The organism is Virgibacillus sp. JSM 102003 (assembly GCF_041949995.1).
Classification (GTDB): domain Bacteria; phylum Bacillota; class Bacilli; order Bacillales; family Amphibacillaceae; genus Lentibacillus.
The window spans coordinates 16737-36490 of record NZ_JBHFQH010000017.1 but is presented as its reverse complement, the minus strand read 5'-3'; the positions used below and the strand labels follow the sequence as shown (position 1 = coordinate 36490).

The following is a 19754-nucleotide window of genomic DNA, read 5'->3' as shown; positions in this document are numbered from 1 at the left end:
GGAGGGATTGCAATGATTGAGCTAGAAGAACTGCAATCAAAAGAAGAATTGGAACAAGTTTGGGAGAAATCCAAGCAAAAGCCTGTTCTGTTATTCAAGCATAGTACGACATGTCCAATCAGCGCTGGTGCCTTTGAGCAATATCAATCATTTCTGGAGTCATCTGATGATAAACTGGCTGGCTATATCGTGAAGGTAATTGAAAGTAAGGATATTTCCAATCAGATTGCGGCCGAAACAAATGTAAAACATGAATCACCGCAGATTTTTTTGATAAAAAACAAAGAAGTCTTATGGCATACCTCCCATTCAAAGATAACAGCTGACTCTATCAGCAGAGAGCTTAAGAATGCAGAATAAAATCGGTGCAACCTGCTGCAGTGTTAGATGACTGCGGCAGCTTGTACTAAGATTATAATAAACAACAACCTATTTACCCCACTATAGTCATCATCAATTATCCTCAACAATATTAGTAAACTCGTTATCTTTTGAAACCAATACTTTCTAAATTCGTATCTAGAAATATAACTATCCTAAAATCTATTCAAAACAGTGTGTTTTATCCTTGCTATGTGGTGTATCATCATAAACAAGGAAGTAGTGTGAATAACAGGGGGGCGATAACTTTGGATACTAAAGGAAGTCTTAGTGAAGAACAAAAAGAAAAATGGAAAAAGCGTTTGAATTGGATTGGCTATATATTAGTTGGATTTATTCTGGTTATTATCGTAGGTTTAATAGCTAATCAATGGATTGTAGATTATATTTGGATGAACTCGCTCGGTTTTGAGAATGTATTTACTACCATACTGGGAAGTAAGGTAATGCTCGGCATAGCAGGATTTATTTTGTTTGCGGCGGGTACATTCCTCACGTTGTTCTGGATAAGGCGATCGTACATGAATCAATTTGATAGCAGTCAGCTGTCAAAGGTTATTGTTGATCGCAAAATGAGCTTCCTGATCATATTAGGAATATCTGTTCTAATAGGTCTGTTTGGCAGTAGTATTACACAGGGGTTTGGCTGGGAACGTACACTTAAATATTTAGAGCATGCCTCTTTTGGACAAACGGATCCCTATTTTAATTTAGATATATCGTTTTATATGTTTGTTTTACCATTCCTAAAGTTTATTGTTTATCTCCTATTGGGATTAGGTCTATTTTTCCTAGTGGCAGAGATTGGGGCTTATTCGGTATATAACATGTATCGGTTAAATCGTTCTGCACAATTGCAGCTTGGCGTAACGCTTGGTTTCATAGGGTTGTTGTTGGCGGGTATTCATCTGTTAGCTCCGTATGGGACACTTCTGACGAATCAGGTGAACCTGTTTCAGGAGAGTGTTGTTTACGGTTTAAGTTACACGGATGATATTATCAATATTCCTAAATCATATATATTGGCGGGAACTGCAGTTATAGCAACTGTTTGGATAATTGTAGCCATTGTTCGGGGTAAGCTTCAATCAATTTTAATTCCAGCTGTTGCCTATATTGGATTAGTAATTGCAGGACAGCTGACGTCTGTTGCTGTTCAGAACTTTATTGTATCACCGAATGAATTTTCGAAAGAACAGCCTTATTTAGAACATAATTTGTCTTACACAAGGGCTGCATATGACTTGGACAGTATTAACGAAATGGAGCACCCTGGGAATAGCTCATTAACGAAGGAGATGGTGGAGCGGAACCAGGAGACGATTGATAACATGCGGATAAATGATGTTAGACCGTTACTCGATGTATATAATCAAAAGCAGACTTTCCGTACATATTATGAATTTAATGATGTTGATATTGATCGTTATGAGGTTGACGGCGAGTATGAACAAGTATTCCTAGGAGCAAGGGAATTGAATACGGCTGATCTTCCGGATCAGGCTAAAACCTGGGTTAATAGAAACTTACGGTATACACATGGTTACGGGCTAGCCATGAGTCATGTTAATCAGGTGACAGCTCAAGGTCAGCCCGAGTATATGCTGGAAAACCTCCCACCACAGGGAGTAATGGATATAAATCGCCCGCAAATTTACTTTGGTGAGGAATCGCATCCAAATGTTATCGTCAACAGTTCGGTTGATGAATTTGATTACCCCTCAGGCGATGAGAATATGGATACACGCTATGAGGCAGATTCCGGTATTCCATTACAAGGCATAAACCGTTTGTTGTTTTCATTAAGTGAAGGTTCTTTCCGTATGTTTGTTTCTGATCAGTTAACAAAAGATAGTCAGCTTTTGGCAACTAGAAATATAATGGATCGTGTAAATCGCATCGCGCCATTTTTGTCCTATGATCAGGACCCATATTTGGTGGTCCGTGATGATGGCAATGTTGTTTGGATGATTGATGCGTATCTGAAAGCAGAAAAATATCCATATGCTGAACCATATCAGAAGGATACAAATTATATTCGGAATTCTGTAAAGGTAATGATTGATGCCTATACGGGAAAGGTGAATTTTTATGTAGTAGAACCAGATAATCCGCTATTGAAAACGTATCAAAATATATTCCCTGATTTATTTACGGAGGAGGTCCCTGAAGATATTCGTGCACATTTCAGATATCCGGAAAATTTGTTTTCTATTCAGGCCTCTATGTATGGAACGTATCATATGTCAGATTTAGAAGTGTTTTACAATCGTGAAGATACCTGGCAGTTCCCGACGGAGAAATATTTTGATGAAGATATAGTAATGGAACCATATTATACAACGATGAAACTGCCCGATGAAGAAGAGGAAGAGTTTATGCTCATGATGCCGTATACACCGAAAAACAGACAAAATATGATCGCGTGGATGGGTGTTCGTAACGATGGCGAGCATTACGGCGATACGCTTGTATATCGCTTTCCGAAGCAGCGCAATATTTATGGACCGCAACAAATTGAAAATCGAATTAATCAGGATAGTGATATCTCTCAAGAGTTAAACTTATGGGCTCAAGGTGGATCGGAAGTAATAAGAGGCAATTTGCTTGCTATCCCCATTGAAGATACGGTTCTTTATGTGGAACCGATTTATATCGAATCAGCCAATGAAACATCACTTCCGGAAGTGAAACGGGTAGTTCTTGCACACGGTGAAAACATCGTAATGGAAGCAAACTTTGATAAAGCTCTTGATGAAATGCTGAAGCTAATTAATCCGGAAGAACAAAGTAATGAGAAAGCAGAAGAAGATGAGGAAACTGGGGAAGCGGATGATAACGCAGAAGAACCTTCAGAGGACGTAATTGATGCAGAAGAAAAACTGCGACAGTTTGGAGAATTATTTAATGCCTATCAAAAGGCAATGTCTGAAGGAAACTGGGAAGAAGCTGGTCGAATTATGACTGAAATTGAAGAACAGCTAGCGAAACAAGAATAGTTATGATGAGAAAGGATCTCCAGCGTGTAACGGGTTCTGTTTTTTATCACAAATATTAAATTGTAATGTAAAATGGCCGTCAAATGTATGCTAATTTGATGGCCATTTATTGTTAGTGTAATAGTGTTCTTGTTTTGTGGATTGATTTTAAAAGTATTTTGAATATTTATGTTAAAATAAATACAGAAATTGTGAACATAACACTTTAAACTAACGTAGCAGAAGAGTTGAGGTTAACAGATTTTAACATAAATAATTTATAGAAGTTATGAGAGGAGGACGTATAATGAATGAGAAACAGTGGGAAGAACTTATTAAGTTCGAAAATACTAAACGAAAATTAATTGCTACATTGGTAGTTGGAGTTTATTTAATAGTAATTTTTTTACTGTTCTTTGGTGTTATTATGTTAGCTGAAATCTAAATTCTTCAACAAACGTGTGGATTTCCTTGAATAAGAAATTGCACTTCTTGTTCAACTATAGCAGCAGTTTAGTGGGATAAGCATTAAAAGAGGGGATAAATATGAGCTTAAAAAAAGTGCTGTTTCCTATAATAATTTTGGCTATCGTTATCTCTGTATCAGGGTGCTCTGATTCAGGAACTATTTCCTTAAAGGAAGGTAGTAAAGTTGTACTTATTCCTGATGGAGATGAAGGGTATGCACTAACATTTGCAGCAATTATTGAGAACAATACCAATAGCAAATCAGCACCATTCTATGTGGAGTTTAAAATACAGGATGAATGGCTTAACTCCAAATTAGAGCAGGATGAATTTATTGTAGGTGAAAGTATGGAGGTGAATAATTCGGAAGGTTCTTTGTACAAGATAGACGCCAATTCAGATTTTCATACTGGAAACACCCTTAGAGTCATAGGAGAAACAGAGATAAACAAATTAAAGAAGACAATAGAACAAAATGATTCTGTGAAAGTAAATTTACTAAACGAAGATAAAGAGATTATTCAATCGGATTTCATCAATACTTTCGGGAAGGATTTAACCGTGGATGGAGTTGATGATACGGTACAATAATTACTCTATTTCACTAAAAGGTGCGATTGTTTAACAAGAGAAATTGCTTCTTGTGCTATAGTAGCAGAATAGTGAAAGAAGCTATGTTATTAAAAAGGGGCGTTTTAATGGAATTAAAGTGTAATTCTACGTTTGTGATAGGAAACGGGACTCGCTATCCAGCGTGGAGATCCTTTATTCGCAGCTAAGTCTTGCCGATAAGTCAAGTTTTAATGATTGAATGGTTAACGGCTATAGATCATTCATATCTGCTTTCCATCTTTTTCGCATAATAAGGGTTACGATACCAATAATTGATACGAAAATTAAGCTGATATAAAACCCTGGGCGAATACTTTCATCCATCAACGTTCCAATAACTGCACAAAGAATTAATGTTAAACCAATCAGTGAGATGACTTTATCCAGCATCTTCTTCTCCGTTAGGATGCTGAATGAAGAAATAATGATAAACGACCAATTGTAAAGCAGTAAAATACCTGCAGCAGTAGTAATGTACTCGTAAATCTTACCTGGTAACAACAATGCCGTTACAACTGAGACAAGAAGTCCTAATGCCCCAAGCCCTAACGATGGCAAAGGCAGGCTCTTAAATTTTGTTAGCTTTTTTCCAAAAAAATGAGGAGCGTTTCCGTCTTTAGCTATTGTTACCATAAGGGTTGTAACCCCATATAAAGCAGCTGTCATCGTTGAAAAACCAGCAATTATTATTGCTCCATTAAAGAGGTGCGGGAAAAATGGAAGATTGTAATTAGACAATGCTGTAACAAAGGGACTCTCTTCTTCATGAAACCTATTTATAGATACCATAGTTACTGCAAGGCTGATCGATATAACATATATAGTTGTTAGTCCAATCATCATTACTTTACCAGCCTTTGGAGCATCTCCCTTTTTTCTGAGCTGCATTGCCATCAATCCAATAACCTCTACGCCACCATAAGCATAGAAAGCGTAAATAAGGGAAGCCCAAAATCCTTTTAGACCATTAGGGAAGAGTTTTTCTGCTGAAACAGGCATGCCTGGCTGCTCACTTCCTTCCCCAGGTATCCAACCCAGCAAGGCAACAGTACCTAAAATAATAAAAATGAGAATTGCTGCAGTTTTAATAACTGCAAAGATGTCTTCTATTTTATCAAAGCCTTCTGTTCCCAGAAATACTACAGAAATGGAAAGAACAGCATACCCAGCAGCGAAAATCCATAAGGAAATATTAGGAAACCAGAATTGTGAAAGGATTGATAGGGCTATTAGCTGACTGCCCATGATCAAAACGTTTGAGCACCAGTAATTCCAGCCACTGCTAAAGCCTGCCCAACGACCATAAGCCTTTTCAGCATAGTAACAAAAAGACCCCTCTTGTGGATCTTTGGCTGTCATCTTTGCCAGTAAGTTAAACACAATATAGGTTCCTAGTGAGGCAAGTAAAAATGAAAAAACAATTGAAGGCCCTGTATTACTAATCCCTATACTAGAGCCGAGAAAGTACCCAGTCCCAATGGTGCAACCTGCCCCTACTAAAGAAAGCTGCCACCACTTCATGCCGGATTCTTTTGACCCATTCCCCTTACGATTAGTACCTGATTCTGTTCCACTCATTCATACTCTCCTTTAGCAAATAGTGCATAAGTGTATATTGTCCAAATAAGAGAGCAATTATCGATTATAAGGAAAATCAAATATAAAAAAAGTCCACAGAACCCTTTATCGTCATAAGGATTCTGTGGACTGGACTACTTGTAATATTCAGATGTGGAAAAGTATTTTAATTGCTTGAATACCGAAATATAAGCCGAATCCGCACAGCACAAGTCCTGTGAAAACGGAGATCACCTTTAAAGTACGCTGGGTAAGGAACTTTCTAAAACTACTTGATACCCCAGCCATTGTCAAATCCCATAACATTAAACCGACTAACATTGCCACGCCATATAGGATTAGATGGAAGTTATCATACCGATTAATTGTATTTGCTAATACAGAACCATAGATACCCAGCCAAAATAAAATAGACAGTGGATTACTGATAGATATTAAAAAGCCGGTAGTAAATGTTCTTTTTAAGGATTCCTTTTTCCTGTTTTGATTAATTTGTAATTTTTCTGAGCTGACGATACTTTCAATGCCAGTATAAAATAAAACAAAAGCACCAAATGACCATAAAAATGTTTTCATGAATGGAATCTCTAAAAAATGCACAACTCCAAAGAAGACAGCGGTAATAAAGAAAATCTCTGCTACGATGGAACCTAGCCCTATTAACCATGAATGGAAAAATCCATTTTTAATACCTTGATTAATCTGAGCAGCATTGATTGGGCCAAGCGGTGCTGCTAGGGATAACCCAAGAAATATATAACTGATGAATACACCCAAAGTTTTCACTCCTTAAGGATAAATATGGCTCGTACCATTGATATTCATCAGAAGGAGAATATATAACTTTAACATTAATAAAAAGGCATACTGCATGTTTCGCAGTATGCCTTCACGTTTGGCGATTGGTGGCCTGGTTTGTCTCTTCAATCAGCCTTAGCAGGTCAGTAGCCCGCTGCAATTCTTGTGCATTAACTTTGGTATTAATCGTTGGATTATGTTTTGCTTCATTTAAAATTTCTTCTGCCAGTTTCACCTGTTGTTGAGCCACGCTAAATCCTGTTTGATCTTCTTGAGCCTTTTCCACAGCAAGTTTTGCATTATTCATATACCCCATAACAGTTTCGATGTCTTTGTTGTTTGAATGCATAACTGTCCTCCTGTCTTGTTAACTAATTTTCCATATCTAAAGCTAATTATTCATCAAGGACATTCCATCTAGATGAATCTAAGCTAATTGAAATATCAACCTAAGAAGTAAAAGACAGAAAAGATCAAGTACCCGCCCACAACAATTAATGAGGGTGTAATATATGTGAGTGTATTCTTCGTATTGTTACGCTTTAAAATACTAATTACAATTAATGTCAGCATAAATCCTGCGGCAGCAGTGGAGATGTGTTGATTCGATGCATCAGCCCAAATGCTTCCATTCCGGTAAAAAATATCAGCAATTGGAATGACAAAAACGTTGAAAATGTTGCTCCCAAGAATAGCACCAATTGCTAGATTGACATTTGCGACCCGTAGTGCGACTAATACACTAACGGCATCTGGTAATGAAGTTGAAGCAGCAATTAGCAGGCTTCCTACCGCACTTGCGCTTATACCACTTGATTGAGCGATCACATCACCTGATATCGATAGGGAACTCCCTGCTACGAAAATGATAAGTGAAAATAAAATGAATCGGATAATGGCTGTTTTTACAGGAAAGTCTGTTTTCCCTGTATTATGTGGAGTGGTTTCCTCCCCGTCGATCTCTTGCTGATGCTTTAATGATATAAGCCAAAGCCCGCCTAAATAAACAACAGCAATTGCGAAACTTGGAAGTCCAATACGTAGAAGTTCCTGGTTTAAGTTGAAATAAAGTGACAAAATAATTATTGCGCATAAAGTTAATCCTAGAATTCCTGTGTAAAAGTGGTTGGCTGACACCTTTAGAAATAAACGCTTTTTACGAAAATATAAATCAAAAAGAAATAATGCAAATATATTAAATGTGATACTTCCCAAACCATTTCCTACTGCAATATTGGCATTGTCAATGACAGCGGCAGAGATTGTTGCTGTTAATTCAGGTAGTGAAGTTGCTACAGCGAGCAGTACTGTACCGACAACAAGCCCACCGGTCTTTGTTTTATTACTGATAATATCAGCGTAAGTCGCCAATCGAATTGCAGAAAATACAGATACTGCAGCTGCAATAATAAATATAATGATTGATGTAAGTAGCAAAAAGTGTCTCCTTTCATATTGCATAGACATATATACCCAATAACGATAGTACATAATCATAACATGAAATCAGAGGGAAGGAGAGATCACACGGAAGGTACGGCTGTAAAAACAAGAAAAGCCCTTTCGATTGAGAAGGGCTTTAAAAACTGCTGAAAACTGAAAAAAACGGTTGAAAACTGAAAAAACACGAACGAATACTGAATAGTCTTAGCTGAAGACTGAATAAATGTCCAAAGTCACCGATTAAGCCTGAATAATCACCGCGAAGACTGAATCCGAACCTTCCAATTCGAGCCTTCCCTTGCATCCCATCACAACACTCAATTAATACGGGTCAGCATCATGTGATTTTTTGACAGCTTCTTCAGGTGCTTTCTCGCTATCTTTATTCCCAATTGGGTTTTTACTTGTACCTCCTGTCATCATTTTGCTTGTCTCGGCTAATCCTTCTCGAAGGCGGCGGCCGTATTCTTCATCTGCCTCTTCAGCAAGTGCTACCATTTTATCTTGGATTCGCTGGTCACATTCTGAAATATCACCGACAAGGTTAGCGATTAACTCATCTTTTTCCCAATCTTTAAACATGCGATATGTTTCGCCAGCTTGTTTTGTATTATTTTGGCGGTCAATCGGTTCTCGAACGAGGTTTCCTTCAACTTTTGGTGTATATTCTTTTCCAACCTGCTTTGCTTCTTTTAACCCGCCAAGCGTAGATGGCTCGTAATTAATATGCGGATTTTTTCCTGATGAATTTTCTGCCTCATAGCGCATTTGTCCGCCCTCGTGGTTTGTTGCCACTCTCTTTTTAGCAGCATTAATCGGTAACTGTAAATAGTTTGCTCCGACACGGTAGCGTTGTGTATCTGAATAAGAGAATGTCCGGCCTTGCAGCATTTTATCATCCGAGAAATCAAGTCCATCTACAAGAACTCCTGTACCAAATGCTGCTTGTTCCACTTCAGTAAAGTAATTTTCCGGGTTTTTATTTAATACCATTTTTCCTACTGATAACCATGGGAATTGGTCTTTCGGCCAGATTTTTGTGTCATCAAGCGGGTCAAAGTCTAATTCCGGATGCTCATCGTCGCTCATAATTTGTACGTAAAGCTCCCATTCAGGGTAATCACCTTTTTCAATTGCATCATATAAATCTTGTGTTGCATGGTTGAAATTTGTGGCTTGGATCTCGTTTGCTTCTTTAACTGTCAGATTCTTGATGCCCTGTGTTGGTTCCCAGTGATACTTAACAAGCACAGCTTCTCCGTCGTTGTTAACCCATTTATACGTGTTGACGCCAGACCCTTGCATTAACCGATAATTAGCTGGAATTCCCCACGGTGAATATACAAACGTAACCATATGAAATGATTCAGGAGAATTTGAACAAAAGTCAAAAAAACGCTCGCTATCTTGAATGTTTGTTACCGGATCTGGCTTAAATGCATGAATCATATCTGGAAACTTGACTGCATCACGAATAAAAAAGATTTTTAAGTTATTACCAACAAGATCCCAGTTTCCATCTTCCGTATAAAATTTAACAGCGAACCCTCGTGGATCGCGTAATGTTTCCGGGGAATGTCCTCCGTGAATAACTGACGAAAAACGTACAAAGACAGGTGTTTGTTTTCCCTTTTCCTGAAATAATTTAGCCCTCGTATATTTTGATACGGGATCATCTCCAGCTGTTCCATATGTTTCAAAATAACCATGCGCACCTGCTCCCCGTGCATGAACAATACGCTCTGGTACTTCCTCTCTATCGAAGTGGCTTATCTTTTCAATGTAATCATAGTTTTCCAATGTAGAAGGACCACGGTTTCCTACTGTTCTTATGTCCTGGTTGTTTGTCACGGGGTGTCCTTGTCTGTTTGTTAATGTGTCGTCGTTTTCAATATTTGTTTGATTTTTATGGTCTTGTGCCATGTCCTATCATCCTCCATTCAAATTCTCTACCGTTACGTTGTCCAAAATTATCCTATTTATGAATTTTTTTAATAAATTTGATTTGCATCAAGGTAACCGACGGCATAACAGCTTAAAATGAAGTTAGAAACAGGGAGGGAGCAATTAAAATGAAAACAATTAAATTTCAATTAGAACCATTAACATGTCCATCATGTATCAAAAAGATTGAAGGTAAAGTAGGGAAAATGGAGGGAGTTGAAGAAGCAAAAGTCATGTTCAACTCCAGTAAAGTCAAAACAACATTTGATCAGAATAAGGTCACCTCAGAAGAATTGAGAACAATCATTGAGAAATTAGGCTATCCGGTAGTATCTTAATAATCCAGGACTGCTCTTTATTCAATGTCTTCTGTTATAATAGAGTTAGAGAAATTACTTTGAATGATTGCGGAGGCGGGAAAATGAAGAGTGATAGTCTTGAACATAATGAGTCTGCCAAAAAACTTTGTGTTTCATTAGTGCCAATCTTTAACCACCTTGATCATTCAGAGCAGATTGATGTTGCCCGAACAAGCAGAAGTAAAACATATGAGAAAAAAGAAATCATCTTCCAGGCTGGGGATCCATCCGAATATTTATATATCGTGCATAAGGGAAAAGTTAAAATTTATAACCTATCCGAGTCCGGTAAAGAACAGTTGATCCGAATATTAAATCCGGGAGATTTTATGGGAGAATTGTCAGTCTTTACGGACGAATTGTTGACCAGTTACGCAGAAACCATCGAACGAACAGAGATTTGTGCTATTCATAAAAATGATTTACAGGAATTTCTTGTCGAAAAGCCGACAATCTCCTTTAAAATCCTAGCTGAAAGCAGCAAGCGGCTCAAGGAAGCTGAGAAGTCAATTGAACGGCTAAGCTCGCAGGATGTTGAGAAGCGGCTGGCATCTTATTTGATGGAGCAGGTAGAGAAAAAGAAGAATTCAGGGACTGCTTTTGAAATTATTTTGCCAATGAGTAAGAAAGACCTCTCCTCATATATAGGTAGTACACAGGAAACACTTAGTCGCCGATTAACGAGTTTTGAAGAAAAAGGCTGGATTAAGCAAACAGGTCAGCGAAAAATTAAAATCGTTGATAAACAGGCGTTAAAGGATATTGTTGAGTAATGACTAGAATGCTAAATTAGCTTAAATGACAAAACAAAATGTTAGCGGACATATTAGTGTCCGCTAACATTTTTAGCATTACTTATTTTCTATACCAGAACAACGTAGAACACTGTTATCCAACAATTAAAACAAGGAATATCGAGATTGTAATAATTGAGACTAACGTTGTAGCGAGTATGTATAACGGCACTTGCTTAACCAATGTATTATATTTTTCAGCAAAGACGTATACAATTGCTCCTGTTGGCAACGCGGAAAGAATAATAATTGTAGTTGCCCATAAATCGTCGTCGATTGGGAAAACAAAATAAACGAAAAACATAGCCAGTAAAGGCAGAAATATTAATTTCAAGCTTAATAGCGTGATAAATTCAGAGGCATTGTACGCTTTGCTCTTTAGCACACTTCGTTCACCTGATAGACCTAGCCCAAGTGCAAATAAAGCAGTGGGACCTGCAGCAGGACCAAGTACCTCTGTGAATACATAGACTGATTCAGGCAATGGGATTTTTAAAAAGGCTACGATGATTCCAAATGCTAATGAAGCGTTAATTGGATTTAACAGAATAGGCTTTACGATAGACCCAAACATAGGAACGATTTTCACCTTATTGCCGTTCTTGGTATTCATCGCATTTGCTGCTTCAAAGGAAACGATAATCAGTGTTATAACTGTTAGATCGTATATAAATGTTGCGATTGCGGCTGGTATTGCCGCTTCTTGTCCAAACGCAGCGATTAATAAAGGGATACCGAGAAATCCTGTGTTTCCGTAAGTGGTAATCATGCCATACATCGTTACTTCAGGAAATTTCTTTTTAAAGATGAATTTAAATATAGCTACAGTTATGGAAAAGCAAATTAAAGTAATAACTAAATTTATAATAATAAAATTTGTATTCGCGATTTGCTCAATCGGAGCAGTAGATAACGAGAAAAATAGTAACGCTGGGAGTGCAAAGTAATACACGAAATAGTTTAATGATGATGTACCATGAAGTGGTAATAAGGAAAGCCTTCCAGCTAAAAATCCGCATAAAATGATAGCAAAAATCGGTATGACCACCTGAAACATTGTCCCCATCTGTTTCCCTCCCTAATGCTAGAATACATAGCATTTTCCATCGTAACATAAATGATTAGAAAGTCGTTATCTATAATGTTCACTTTTGTCAGAATCTTATTGACCGGGGTGGTCTAAAGTGTTAATCTGAAATCGACCAACATGGTCTATTTAAGTTTGATTTGGAATAAACTAACGCAAAGGAGGGGGTTGGATATTACAAAAAAATTTGAAAACCTCGATAATGATAAACAACAGCGAATTATAAATGCTGCACTAAAAGAATTTGCTGAAAATGGATATGAACAAGCTTCCACAAATCGGATAGTAAAGAGTGCCGGAATTGGTAAGGGAATGCTATTTTATTATTTTAAAAGTAAAAAAGCACTTTATCACTATCTGACAGATTACACATTAGACATTGTAAAAAATGAATATCTAACCCTAATTGATACAACTGAACCTGATTTTATTGAACGAATGAAGCAGGCATCACGAGTGAAGGCGAAAGCTCTTTCGGATAATCCTGATACGTTTAATTTCATTGGGACGTTACTGTTAACCAGTGAAGAAGAAGTATCAGCTGACCAGTTGAAGAAAATTCAGGAGTTACAAAAACTGGGGAACTCAAAGATTTATGACAATATTGATAATACTTTATTCCGTGCTGATATTGATGTTGATAAAGCGTTCAAGCTGATTCGCTGGTCAATCGAGGGCTACCAGAACGAAATATCAGCTCAACTTGCAGGTCGAAAAATGTCTTCTGTTGATTTACATCCATACTGGGAAGAGTTTTATGAATATCTGGACATCTTAAAAACAAGTTTTTATAAATAAGAGGAGGATTTTATATGAGCTTATTGAAAGTAACTAATCTAACAAAGAAGTTTGGCAAATTTACAGCATTGGATGGCATTAATATTGACGTCAATGAAGGAGAAATTTATGGTTTTATTGGTCCGAATGGTGCTGGGAAATCAACCACCATTCGTGTGTTATTAGGTATTTTAAAGGCGACGGAAGGTGGTGCGGAAATTTTCGGCAAGGATGCTTGGGCAGACGCAGTTGAAATTCATAAACGTATCGCTTATGTTCCGGGGGATGTAAACTTGTGGCCGAACTTAACTGGCGGTGAGGTTATTGATCTTTTTGTGAAATTGCGGGGGGGTAATAATAAAAGTAAACGTGAAGAGCTGATTAAAAAGTTCGACTTGGATCCATCAAAAAAATGCCGCACATATTCAAAAGGAAACCGCCAGAAGGTCGCATTAGTTGCTGCTTTTTCATCAGAAGCCGACCTTTATATTCTGGATGAACCCACATCAGGACTGGATCCGCTAATGGAACAGGTTTTTCAGGAATGTGTAATGGATATTAAAAAAGAAGGAAAAAGCGTCCTGCTCTCCAGTCATATCTTATCTGAAGTGGAAAAGTTATGTGACAGGGTAGGCATCATTCGTCAGGGTAAAATTATTGAAACAGGCTCTTTAAGTGAGCTACGTCATTTAACCCGCACGAATTTACTTGTTGAAACGAAGCAGACAATCACATCGTTAAATGAGTTACAAGGTGTTCACGATATTGTAGAAAAAGATCAAGCACTTTCGTTCCAGGTAGATTCGGAAGAGTTAGATGCTGTTATTAAGCATGTTAGTCAATTTGGAATTGTGCGACTTGAAAGCGCACCACCTAAATTAGAAGACTTGTTTATGCGTCATTATGAAGGTGGGGGACAAACAGAGATAGGAGCAGGAGGTGTATCCTAATGGCTAGTAATTTATATAATAAAACCGGGTATCTTTCGCGGTTAATTGTAAGGCTGGATCGAATCCGTATTCCTCTATGGTTAATTGGACTATCTTTTTTTACTCTAATCGTACCGCCAGCTTTCGCTAATTTATACCCTTCTCAAGCAGATAGAGATGTTATGGCCGAAACAATGATGAATCCTGCAATGACAGCGATGGTAGGGCCTGGTAATTTAGAGAACTATACACTGGGGGCCATGAATACTCACCAGATGCTGCTTATGACGGCATTAGTTGTTGGGCTTATGAGTATCCTGCTTGTAACCCGCCATACCCGGGCCAATGAAGAAGATGGACGAATTGAAATGATTCGTTCCCTGCCAGTGGGACGTCTTTCTAATTTAAATGCAACATTGCTCGTTTTATGTGTAACGAACTTAGCGTTAGCGTTAATAACGGGATTGGGCTTGTACGCGCTAGGCATAGAAAGTATGGGGTTAGAAGGTTCTTTATTATATGGTGCTGCATTAGGTGCAACAGGTGTTTTCTTTGCAGGAGTTACGGGTTTGTTCGCACAACTTTCAGAAAGTTCTCGTGGAACAATTGGATTTTCAATAACAGTGCTGATAATTGCTTATCTCGTACGTGCTATTGGTGATGTGAGCAACGAAACGTTGTCAGGCTTCTCACCTTTAGGCTGGGTCACTTCGACTGAGGCATACTCCTCGAATAATTGGTGGCCGATTCTGTTGTTGACCAGTACATCTATCATATTATTTATTCTAGCAAATTATTTAAATGCTATCCGTGATTTAGAGGCTGGATTTTTGCCAGCAAAACCCGGGAGGAGATATGCTGCGCCGCTTCTGCAAAGTCCTATAGGGATTGCCTTCAGACTGCAGCGAACCGGAACAATCTCATGGGCGATTGGCCTGCTATTAATGGGATTATCTTATGGATCTATTTTCGGCGATTTGGAATCTTTTTTTGAAGGAAATGAAATGCTGGTGAAGATGTTAGCTTCTAAGGAGGGCTTTTCTGTTACGGAACAGTTTATTCCCCAGCTAATGATAGTTATGGCACTCCTGTCAACGGTTCCTCCTGTGATGGCCATGAATAAACTTCATGGTGAGGAGAAGAAAGGTCGTATAGAGCACTTACTTGGCAGAGCTGTTTCACGTACACGACTTATGGCTAGTTATTTGGCCATTTCAATTGTCAATGGATTTGTTATGCTTTCACTTGCTGCACTTGGACTCTGGGGTGCTGGGACAGCTGTTATGGAGGAAGGACTTAGCTTAGGGATGGTTTACGGAGCAGCTATCGTATATTTCCCGGCAATGTTAGTGGCTATAAGTATTGCGGTATTACTGATTGGCTTTGTGCCTAAGTGGATTAGTATCATTTGGCTATACGTTTTTTATTCATTTGTCGTTCTTTATTTAGGCGGGATATTCCAACTTCCAGAATGGGTTGGAAACCTTTCGCCATTTGGTCATGTCCCGCAACTTCCGGTAGAAGATATGAACTTTATGCCGGTTATCATCCTGACCATGATTGCGATTGCTCTGTTAATTATTGGGTTTATAGGATATAATAAGCGAGATATTGAGAGTTGATTTATATAACTTAATAGTGACTAGTATCGGTAATAATGGTACACTTGAATTTGCGATGAGCTGATTTGTGTAAGACGAAGGACAACGTAATTCATGTGGATGTGAACACATGGTCTTTCGCCACAAATTTCGTAAAAGCGCCTGTACATTATATGTATAGGCGCTTTCTTTATTTTAAAAGGTCATGGGAGTAATGAGAACCTGAAATCTGTTCAAACAGCGAGAAAAGGTTACTCATCAGGGTTATGAGGACTCGAAATTAGTTCCAATGCTATGAAAAGGGCACGCATCGATACTTGGCAGAAAGTATAAATCCTTTCTTACTGCATAAGTGCAACTAAGGCTTATCTATATTAAGGCTTGGCGATAAGCCAAGTTTTCTAATAGCAATTGCAACAAACCTTTAGAAAACTATTTTAGAACTTCACAGGAAATGGTAATAATAAGGGGATACCGCGCTTATTCGTGGCAATGAGCTTCATATCCGCAATTAGATGACTGGTATAACCTAATACACAAACAATAAATATATTTTCAACAGGTACACTTAACGAAAATAAATGAGCGATATAACTGAAAAAGGCAAGACCTATTAAAGAATGTGTATATGAGCGATGAGGTAATAAAGAAGCTGCAGCAACATAGATACCGCTAAGCGTTATCCACAATGTGCTGAGCATAATTCCTAATGAAACTGCACCAAGACCAGTTAATAAAAGCATCATTTTTTGCGAAACCATTTTGGAAATCATCATTACGGCAAAGCCAATCCCAACACCAATTAGCTTTTCAATTCCAATTCCGTTAACCCAGGAATAGATTATCATGATAATGCCAGTTAAAATCATAACGTTTTGTAATAGTTTATGCGAAAATGAGATCTTTTTGGCTAAATTTCCCCCTGTATCCAAGTCTGGCACAAGTGCAGCTATAACGCCTGCTAGTGTTAAGGAGCCTATTGTTACATAGTCAGCGCTTGAGAAAATCCCTACTGCAAGTCCGATTCCACTTCCAATTGTTGCATGACTAACTCCATTCATTATTTCTCTCTCCTTTGATTTATGTGGGAAGCAACTTTAATATCATAACGTAAATTAATTTCGTTTTAACAGCAAATTAGAAAAATGTAGACCTTTTTCCTATAGGGGATCACATATACTGAATCCTTTTCATCAAAAATACGTATACTTTACTATAGATTGAATAAGGAAGGTTTTGAAAATGACAGACTATGAATTGAAGGTTTATGAGGAACTGCAAACGTGGCGGAAAAAAGTCTTGAAACAGTCAGGTCTGATAAATCAGCTATCAAAAAAAGCACAAACAAAAGTTAACGGGATGATCCCAGAGCGGGCCCATAAAATCATAACAGATAGTATTAAAAATATGGTTAAGGCAACCTTAATCGGTTCAAATATTACAACTAAGAAGAAACAGCCATCTGAACTTAGTCTTTTTAAGAGGGATGAGATTCTCAAGGAAAAACTTACTTCTTATCGAAAAACAGCAGTTATTGAGGGGGCAGGAACAGGTGCAGGCGGTATCTTTCTCGGACTTGCTGATTTCCCATTACTTTTATCGATAAAAATGAAGTTCTTATTTGAAGCAGCAGCTGTTTATGGATTCGATACAGATGAATATGAGGAGCGTTTGTTCATACTTCATGTATTCCAGCTTGCCTTTTCAAGTGATGATAAGCGCAAAGAAACTTTTCATATTATAGAGAATTGGGAGGCAGAAAAGGTGCATCTTGCTGATATGGACTGGCGGGTTTTTCAACAGGAATATCGGGATTATATTGATTTAGTCAAAATGCTTCAACTAGTCCCAGGGTTTGGCGCCATTGTCGGAGCATATGCTAATCACAACTTGCTCGATACTCTGGGGGAGCATGCAATGAATGCATATCGGCTGCGATTGTTAACACACCAACCACAGGACTACTAGTAGTTGGTTATTTAATGTTTCGATGAATGAAAAGCTGTTATGTTACTATTAAATAAGGTTAGGAGGCGGGATTTGTATGACGTGGTCTTGGGAGTTATTTTTTTCATATGAAGCAGTTAAAGATATTGGCATTTCAATTGGTATTATACTTTTGTTTTTAATCTTTCGGAAAATCTTTACAAAATACGTATTTAAGCTTCTCTTGAAGTTAAGCAGAAAAGCCCCGAATGATTTCTTTTCATACATATTTATAGCGTTTGAGAAGCCTGTTCGATGGCTCTTTATCATAATAGGGGTATATGTTGCCGTTGATTACTTTCCCTATTTGCAACAGGCGAATCCACTATTTCAGAACATCATAAGGTCTTTGGTTATCTTTATGGTAAGTTGGGGGTTGTATAATCTCTCCGCTTCATCATCACTGCTTTTTTTCAAGATTGAAGAGAGATTTGATATTGATATTGACGATATACTGATTCCATTTCTATCGAAGGCGCTGCGGTTTATTATTGTAGCAATCAGTATTAGCGTAATTGCTCAGGAATTTGGGTATAATGTCAGCGGTTTTGTTGCTGGGCTTGGCTTAGGTGGACTAGCTTTTGCTCTGGCAGCAAAGGATGCTATAAGTAATTTATTTGGCGGAATTGTTATTATAACAGAAAAGCCCTTTACAATCGGACATTGGATTAAGACAGAGAGTGTTGAAGGCATCGTTGAAGATATTACATTTCGCAGCACACTAGTAAGGACCTTTGCTGATGCACTTGTCACAGTTCCTAATGCAACATTAGCAAATGAATCGATTACGAACTGGAGTCAAATGAATAAACGGCAAATAATGTTTTATTTAAGGGTGACTTACGATAACCCTCGCGAAAAAATCGAGACAGTTGTCAATCAGATTGAGGATTTACTTAAAAATCATGCCGAAATTCATCAGGAAACTATTTTTGTTTCCCTTGATCAATATAAAGAATATGGATTAGATATTTTGTTATATTTCTTTACAAAAACTACTGACTGGGGAGACTATTTAAACATACGAGAAGAATTAAACTTTAAAATACTGGAGATTCTTGAAAACGAAGGTGTTACCATCGCAATACCAAGCAGAAGATTGTATATGGACTCGGAAAGTGATGGTCAGAGTCCGATTAGACAGGAATCTGAATAAATGTAAAGGAGCTGTACTGAGCAGCTCCTTTTCTAATTCACATCATGTACTAACTTAACATTAACCTGTTGGGTTGGTGCTGAGTTATAACTTTCAATTAATCCTTTTTTTGAGATGGAGTCCTTGTCGACGAGTTTTTGTTTTAAGGTAATCGTTAACGGTCTGTCAAAAAGAATTTCATCCGTTAAAATGGTGTTCTCATCCAGCCAGCGGAAGTTTAATTTATCCCATTTGAACACGCCAATGGATGAGGAAACAGGAATTCCTTTCTGAAAAAAAGGATGTTCCTTTTCTTTTGGAGTACCAGGTTCATTCAAGCAAATATATAAAGACAAATTATCACAAAGCTGAAGCAAGCCATAATGGAAGTTAAATGCATCCTGATCAAAATTTGTTAAGGATTGGATAATCCGTTTCTGACGTTCTTCTTCTTGTTGTACAAAAACTTGAGCTTCTTTAGAGGTATCATCAAGGAGAAAACGTGCATAATGTTTACTGCATAAAAGTCCTGCATAGCTATCATTTTTCTCTACTTCTTCGATGCCATGTTTATAAAACACAGTCTTTGGCAAAACAGGAAAATCGACAAAAGTATATGGTGCTTGGTTTTTGTCATTCCAAAAAGGCTGTTTATCTAACAACTTCCAGCCATCATCATGTTTATAAATAGCATATTCAACAGACTCCCTGAGTTCTTTTTCAGGGGTTAGTGATTCTTTTAAGTGTGCAGCGATTTCGCCTGATAAGTGGGCATGATGGTCCTGTTCAATCATGACAAATTCATTTGTATGTTCTCTTACAATCATGAAACGTCACCCTTTTCAGTTCAGTTGGGATTTGCTTAATAAAAGTATACGAAAAAT

19 protein-coding genes are annotated in these 19754 nt (G+C 37.8%); 11 read left to right on the top strand and 8 right to left on the bottom strand.

Going from position 1 to position 19754, the window contains the following annotated elements; genetic code table 11:
- Nucleotides 1-12: 12 nt before the first annotated feature.
- From ytxJ to ACE1TG_RS16915, 4 genes are all read left to right on the top strand, one after another.
- A complete protein-coding gene (gene ytxJ, locus ACE1TG_RS16930) occupies nucleotides 13-360 on the top strand; it encodes a bacillithiol system redox-active protein YtxJ (RefSeq protein WP_375053588.1) in 348 nt (115 codons plus the stop codon).
- 269 nt (nucleotides 361-629) lie between these two features.
- Entirely contained in the window at nucleotides 630-3380 is a 2751-nt protein-coding gene (locus ACE1TG_RS16925) for a UPF0182 family membrane protein (protein ID WP_375053587.1), read from the top strand.
- 286 nt (nucleotides 3381-3666) lie between these two features.
- Complete coding sequence (locus tag ACE1TG_RS16920; protein WP_375053586.1) at nucleotides 3667-3804, top strand: hypothetical protein; 138 nt, start codon at nucleotides 3667-3669, stop codon at nucleotides 3802-3804.
- Between the two features lie 101 nt (nucleotides 3805-3905).
- The gene (locus tag ACE1TG_RS16915; protein WP_375053585.1) at nucleotides 3906-4418 is read left to right on the top strand and encodes a hypothetical protein; all 513 of its coding nucleotides are present in this window, start codon (nucleotides 3906-3908) and stop codon (nucleotides 4416-4418) included.
- Between the two features lie 231 nt (nucleotides 4419-4649).
- Here ACE1TG_RS16915 and ACE1TG_RS16910 read toward each other — a convergent pair whose 3' ends face one another.
- The 5 genes from ACE1TG_RS16910 to ACE1TG_RS16890 all read right to left on the bottom strand — a co-directional run bounded on the left by ACE1TG_RS16910 (nucleotide 4650) and on the right by ACE1TG_RS16890 (nucleotide 10181).
- The gene (locus ACE1TG_RS16910; protein ID WP_375053584.1) at nucleotides 4650-6017 is read right to left on the bottom strand and encodes an amino acid permease; all 1368 of its coding nucleotides are present in this window, start codon (nucleotides 6015-6017) and stop codon (nucleotides 4650-4652) included.
- A gap of 147 nt (nucleotides 6018-6164) precedes the next feature.
- Nucleotides 6165-6794 carry a LysE family transporter gene (locus ACE1TG_RS16905; RefSeq protein ID WP_375053583.1) on the bottom strand — a complete coding sequence of 210 codons (630 nt, stop codon included), beginning with the start codon at nucleotides 6792-6794 and terminating at the stop codon, nucleotides 6165-6167.
- 112 nt (nucleotides 6795-6906) lie between these two features.
- On the bottom strand, nucleotides 6907-7164 hold the full coding sequence (locus tag ACE1TG_RS16900) for a hypothetical protein (protein ID WP_375053582.1): 258 nt from the start codon (nucleotides 7162-7164) through the stop codon (nucleotides 6907-6909).
- Nucleotides 7165-7259: 95 nt separating this feature from the next.
- On the bottom strand, nucleotides 7260-8252 hold the full coding sequence (locus tag ACE1TG_RS16895; RefSeq protein WP_375053581.1) for a sodium:calcium antiporter: 993 nt from the start codon (nucleotides 8250-8252) through the stop codon (nucleotides 7260-7262).
- Between the two features lie 327 nt (nucleotides 8253-8579).
- Nucleotides 8580-10181: a catalase gene (locus tag ACE1TG_RS16890; protein ID WP_375053580.1), complete on the bottom strand. Its 1602-nt coding sequence runs from the start codon at nucleotides 10179-10181 to the stop codon at nucleotides 8580-8582.
- 149 nt (nucleotides 10182-10330) lie between these two features.
- Here ACE1TG_RS16890 and ACE1TG_RS16885 point away from each other — a divergent pair, with 149 nt between their 5' ends.
- Together ACE1TG_RS16885 and ACE1TG_RS16880 are read left to right on the top strand one after the other, a co-directional pair.
- On the top strand, nucleotides 10331-10540 hold the full coding sequence (locus tag ACE1TG_RS16885; RefSeq protein ID WP_375053579.1) for a heavy-metal-associated domain-containing protein: 210 nt from the start codon (nucleotides 10331-10333) through the stop codon (nucleotides 10538-10540).
- A gap of 83 nt (nucleotides 10541-10623) precedes the next feature.
- On the top strand, nucleotides 10624-11334 hold the full coding sequence (locus tag ACE1TG_RS16880; protein WP_375053578.1) for a Crp/Fnr family transcriptional regulator: 711 nt from the start codon (nucleotides 10624-10626) through the stop codon (nucleotides 11332-11334).
- 115 nt (nucleotides 11335-11449) lie between these two features.
- Here ACE1TG_RS16880 and ACE1TG_RS16875 read toward each other — a convergent pair whose 3' ends face one another.
- The gene (locus ACE1TG_RS16875) at nucleotides 11450-12421 is read right to left on the bottom strand and encodes an AEC family transporter (protein WP_375053577.1); all 972 of its coding nucleotides are present in this window, start codon (nucleotides 12419-12421) and stop codon (nucleotides 11450-11452) included.
- A 189-nt stretch (nucleotides 12422-12610) separates the two neighbouring features.
- On the opposite strand from ACE1TG_RS16875, the gene ACE1TG_RS16870 reads away from it, so the two are divergent.
- From ACE1TG_RS16870 to ACE1TG_RS16860, 3 genes are read left to right on the top strand one after another with little or no spacing between them, the layout of a single operon-like run.
- Nucleotides 12611-13240 (top strand): TetR/AcrR family transcriptional regulator, encoded by a 630-nt coding sequence (locus tag ACE1TG_RS16870; protein ID WP_375053576.1) that lies wholly within the window; start codon nucleotides 12611-12613, stop codon nucleotides 13238-13240.
- Nucleotides 13241-13254: 14 nt separating this feature from the next.
- Entirely contained in the window at nucleotides 13255-14169 is a 915-nt protein-coding gene (locus ACE1TG_RS16865; RefSeq protein ID WP_375053575.1) for an ABC transporter ATP-binding protein, read from the top strand.
- Nucleotides 14169-15770, top strand: a complete 1602-nt coding sequence (locus ACE1TG_RS16860; protein WP_375053574.1) for an ABC transporter permease — start codon at nucleotides 14169-14171, stop codon at nucleotides 15768-15770. The genes ACE1TG_RS16865 and ACE1TG_RS16860 overlap by 1 nt, the downstream gene beginning before the upstream one ends.
- Nucleotides 15771-16186: 416 nt before the next feature.
- On the opposite strand, the gene ACE1TG_RS16855 is transcribed toward ACE1TG_RS16860, so the two are convergent.
- A complete protein-coding gene (locus ACE1TG_RS16855; protein WP_375053573.1) occupies nucleotides 16187-16810 on the bottom strand; it encodes a metal-dependent hydrolase in 624 nt (207 codons plus the stop codon).
- Between the two features lie 181 nt (nucleotides 16811-16991).
- On the opposite strand from ACE1TG_RS16855, the gene ACE1TG_RS16850 reads away from it, so the two are divergent.
- Together ACE1TG_RS16850 and ACE1TG_RS16845 are read left to right on the top strand one after the other, a co-directional pair.
- Nucleotides 16992-17717, top strand: coding sequence for an EcsC family protein (locus ACE1TG_RS16850; protein ID WP_375053572.1), 726 nt, complete (start codon nucleotides 16992-16994; stop codon nucleotides 17715-17717).
- A gap of 76 nt (nucleotides 17718-17793) precedes the next feature.
- Complete coding sequence (locus ACE1TG_RS16845; protein WP_375053571.1) at nucleotides 17794-18891, top strand: mechanosensitive ion channel family protein; 1098 nt, start codon at nucleotides 17794-17796, stop codon at nucleotides 18889-18891.
- Between the two features lie 32 nt (nucleotides 18892-18923).
- Here the strand turns inward: ACE1TG_RS16845 and ACE1TG_RS16840 are convergent, their stop codons facing one another.
- On the bottom strand, nucleotides 18924-19697 hold the full coding sequence (locus ACE1TG_RS16840) for a DUF3891 family protein (protein WP_375053570.1): 774 nt from the start codon (nucleotides 19695-19697) through the stop codon (nucleotides 18924-18926).
- Nucleotides 19698-19754: the final 57 nt, after the last annotated feature.

Bases quoted from the DNA above. Each gene is read 5' to 3' on its own strand.
- ACE1TG_RS16890 (WP_375053580.1), bottom strand. From the start codon at position 10,181: ATGGCACAAGACCATAAAAATCAAACAAATATTGAAAACGACGACACA.
- ACE1TG_RS16880 (WP_375053578.1), top strand. From the start codon at position 10,624: ATGAAGAGTGATAGTCTTGAACATAATGAGTCTGCCAAAAAACTTTGT.
- ACE1TG_RS16885 (WP_375053579.1), top strand. From the start codon at position 10,331: ATGAAAACAATTAAATTTCAATTAGAACCATTAACATGTCCATCATGT.
- ACE1TG_RS16845 (WP_375053571.1), top strand. From the start codon at position 17,794: ATGACGTGGTCTTGGGAGTTATTTTTTTCATATGAAGCAGTTAAAGAT.
- ACE1TG_RS16910 (WP_375053584.1), bottom strand. From the start codon at position 6,017: ATGAGTGGAACAGAATCAGGTACTAATCGTAAGGGGAATGGGTCAAAA.
- ACE1TG_RS16875 (WP_375053577.1), bottom strand. From the start codon at position 12,421: ATGGGGACAATGTTTCAGGTGGTCATACCGATTTTTGCTATCATTTTA.
- ACE1TG_RS16855 (WP_375053573.1), bottom strand. From the start codon at position 16,810: ATGAATGGAGTTAGTCATGCAACAATTGGAAGTGGAATCGGACTTGCA.
- ACE1TG_RS16860 (WP_375053574.1), top strand. From the start codon at position 14,169: ATGGCTAGTAATTTATATAATAAAACCGGGTATCTTTCGCGGTTAATT.
- ACE1TG_RS16900 (WP_375053582.1), bottom strand. From the start codon at position 7,164: ATGCATTCAAACAACAAAGACATCGAAACTGTTATGGGGTATATGAAT.
- ACE1TG_RS16915 (WP_375053585.1), top strand. From the start codon at position 3,906: ATGAGCTTAAAAAAAGTGCTGTTTCCTATAATAATTTTGGCTATCGTT.
- ytxJ (WP_375053588.1), top strand. From the start codon at position 13: ATGATTGAGCTAGAAGAACTGCAATCAAAAGAAGAATTGGAACAAGTT.
- ACE1TG_RS16850 (WP_375053572.1), top strand. From the start codon at position 16,992: ATGACAGACTATGAATTGAAGGTTTATGAGGAACTGCAAACGTGGCGG.
- ACE1TG_RS16920 (WP_375053586.1), top strand. From the start codon at position 3,667: ATGAATGAGAAACAGTGGGAAGAACTTATTAAGTTCGAAAATACTAAA.
- ACE1TG_RS16865 (WP_375053575.1), top strand. From the start codon at position 13,255: ATGAGCTTATTGAAAGTAACTAATCTAACAAAGAAGTTTGGCAAATTT.
- ACE1TG_RS16840 (WP_375053570.1), bottom strand. From the start codon at position 19,697: ATGATTGTAAGAGAACATACAAATGAATTTGTCATGATTGAACAGGAC.